The following is a 3,229-nucleotide window of genomic DNA, read 5'->3' as shown; positions in this document are numbered from 1 at the left end:
AAAAGAGTGCACCTGCACGAGGCAAAAGGCGTGCGGAGTGTAAAGAGTAAGTGAACAAGGGCGCACGGGGGATGCCTAGGCTCCCAGAGGCGAAGAAGGACGTGATAAGCTGCGAAAAGCCGCGGGGACCCGCAAGCGGGGCTGATCCGCGGATGTCCGAATGGGGCAACCCACCCTGCACAAGCAGGGTATTCCGCAAGGAAGGCAAACCCGCCGAACTGAAACATCTAAGTAGGCGGAGGAGGAGAAAACAAGAGTGATTCCGTGAGTAGTGGCGAGCGAAAGCGGAACAGCCCAAACCGTACATGTTACGGCATGTACGGGGTAATAGGACCTGCATAACCTGTATGAATGTGACCCGAACAGTCTGGGAAGTCTGGCCGGAGAGGGTGATAGCCCCTTAGGGGAGACATGAATACGGAGGCGGGTATCCTGAGTAGGCCGGGACAGGAGAAATCCCGGTTGAATTCGCCGGCACCATCCGGTAAGGCTAAATACTCCTGGGAGACCGATAGTGAACAAGTACCGTGAGGGAAAGGTGAAAAGTACCGTGAACAACGGGGTGAAATAGAACCTGAAACCGTGCGCTTACAAGCGGTCGGAGCCCTTTAGTGGGGTGACGGCGTGCCTTTTGCATAATGAGCCTACGAGTTACTCCTCACTGGCGAGGTTAAGTGCATTGATGCACGCAGCCGGAGCGAAAGCGAGTCTGAACAGGGCGGAATAGTCAGTGGGGGTAGACGCGAAACTTTGTGATCTACCCATGGACAGGTTGAAGCGGCGGTAAGACGCCGTGGAGGACCGAACCGATAAACGTTGAAAAGTTTCCGGATGATCTGTGGGTAGGGGTGAAAGGCCAATCAAACTGAGAAATAGCTCGTACTCCCCGAAATGTTTTTAGGAACAGCGTCGTGGAATGTATGGCGGAGGTAGAGCTACCGATAGGACTAGGGGGAGTCATATCCTACCAAATCCTGACGAACTCCGAATGCCGTCATACAGTAACGGCAGTGAGGGCATGGGTGCTAAGGTCCGTGTCCGAGAGGGAAAGAACCCGGACCTGCCGCTAAGGTCCCAAAATTTACACTAAGTTGAACAAAGGTGGTCCAGCTGCAGAGACAGCCAGGAGGTTAGCTTGGAAGCAGCTATTCCTTTAAAGAGTGCGTAACAGCTCACTGGTCGAGCGGCAGGGCGTCGATAATAATCGGGCATCAAGTGTAATACCGAAGCGCAGGATTTGATATTTATATCAACTGGTAGGGGAGCATTCCAATCACGGTGAATGCACATGGCGATGTGTGCTGGAGTGTTTGGAAAAGCAAATGTAGGCATAAGTAACGATAATGGGGGCGGGAAACCCCCACACCGATAGACCAAGGTTTCCTGATCAACGCTAATCGGATCAGGGTCAGTCGGGGCCTAAGGATAACCCGAAGGGGGATTCCGATGGAAAATGGGTTAATATTCCCATACCTGTCATACAGGTGACGGAGTGACGGAGTTGTGAAAGGACCGCGCGGTGACGGAATACCGCGTTGAAGGGTGTAGGTATTGGAGCTGTAGTCAAATGCGCAGCACTAGCCGAACCTGACAGTACCGAGATCCTTCGGGAGATCGGACAGTGTCCCTAAAAGCTTCCAAGAAAAACTTCTGGCGATAAGCGTATGACGGCCCGTACCGCAAACCGACACAGGTGGTCAAGGAGAGAATCCTGAGGTGCTCGAGTGAATCATGGCTAAGGAACTCGGCAAAATGGCCCTGTAACTTCGGGAGAAGGGGCGCCCCGCGGTAAGACGCGGGGCCGCAGTGAAAAGGCCCAGGCGACTGTTTAGCAAAAACACATGGCTTTGCGAACCCGAGAGGGGAAGTATAAGGCCTGACACCTGCCCGGTGCCGGAAGGTTAAGAGGGGATGTTACCGCAAGGGAAGCATTGAATCGAAGCCCCGGTAAACGGCGGCCGTAACTATAACGGTCCTAAGGTAGCGAAATTCCTTGTCGGGTAAGTTCCGACCTGCACGAATGGTGTAACGATCTGGGCGCTGTCTCAGCCATGAGCTCGGTGAAATTGTAGTCACGGTGAAGATGCCGTGTACCCGCAACGGGACGGAAAGACCCCATGAACCTTTACTGCAGCTTAGTATTGGTACCGGGTAAACGATGTGTAGGATAGGCGGGAGACAGTGAAGCGGCGTCGCCAGGCGCTGTGGAGTCAATGTTGAAATACCGCCCTTTGTTTGCCTGGTATCTAACCCCGCTGTGCGGGGGACATTTCTTGGTGGGTAGTTTGACTGGGGTGGTCGCCTCCAAAAGGATAACGGAGGCTTCCAAAGGTTCCCTCAGCACGCTTGGTAACCGTGCGCGGAGTGCAATAGCATAAGGGAGCTTGACTGTAAGGCCGACAAGCCGAGCAGGGTGGAAACACGGGTATAGTGATCCGGCGGTACTGCATGGAAAGGCCGTCGCTCAAAGGATAAAAGGTACTCTGGGGATAACAGGCTGATCTCCCCCAAGAGCTCATATCGACGGGGAGGTTTGGCACCTCGATGTCGGCTCGTCACATCCTGGGGCTGGAGAAGGTCCCAAGGGTTGGGCTGTTCGCCCATTAAAGTGGCACGCGAGCTGGGTTCAGAACGTCGTGAGACAGTTCGGTCCCTATCTGTTGCGGGCGTGGGAAGTTTGGGGAGCGCTGACCTTAGTACGAGAGGACCGGGTTGGACTGACCGCTGGTGTACCGGTTGTGGTGCCAACTGCACTGCCGGGTAGCTACGTCGGGAAGAGATAAGCGCTGAAAGCATCTAAGTGCGAAACTCCCTCCGAGATGAGACTTCCAAACAGGGCCGTCAGAGACGATGACGTCGATAGGCTGCAGGTGTAAAGCCAGTAATGGCAAAGCCGAGCAGTACTAATAGCCCGAAAACTTGCTTCAGCTCAGACTGTTGCATTCTCTGCGAGACATATCATGAAATAGACGTGAGATGTGAGACACAAGACATAAGACTTGGTACTTACATCGATATAGCGTATTAAAGAACTTAAGATATTAAAGATTGATGATACGTATGTGGGCAGAGCCAAGTCTCATATCTCACATCTAGTGTCTCACATCTCAAGATTTAGGCGGCCCAGCGCAGGGGTCCCACCTCTTCCCATCCCGAACAGAGAAGTTAAGCCCTGCAGCGCCGATGGTACTGGGGTTACACCCGGGAGAGTAGGCCGCCGCCACATTAT

Annotated in this window: 2 rRNA genes; both read left to right on the top strand. The window is 53.7% G+C overall.

The features are described 5' to 3' along the window. Positions 1 to 44 precede the first annotated feature (44 nt). Positions 45 to 2,927, top strand: a 23S ribosomal RNA gene (locus tag HMJ38_RS24880). Positions 2,928 to 3,114: 187 nt separating this feature from the next. Further along, positions 3,115 to 3,226, top strand: a 5S ribosomal RNA gene (rrf, locus tag HMJ38_RS24875). Positions 3,227 to 3,229: the final 3 nt, after the last annotated feature.

Source organism: Aquiflexum lacus (genome assembly GCF_015476655.1).
Taxonomy (GTDB): domain Bacteria; phylum Bacteroidota; class Bacteroidia; order Cytophagales; family Cyclobacteriaceae; genus Aquiflexum; species Aquiflexum lacus.
Note: the sequence above shows the minus strand (reverse complement) of the source record. Positions and strands in the feature narration are given on the sequence as shown.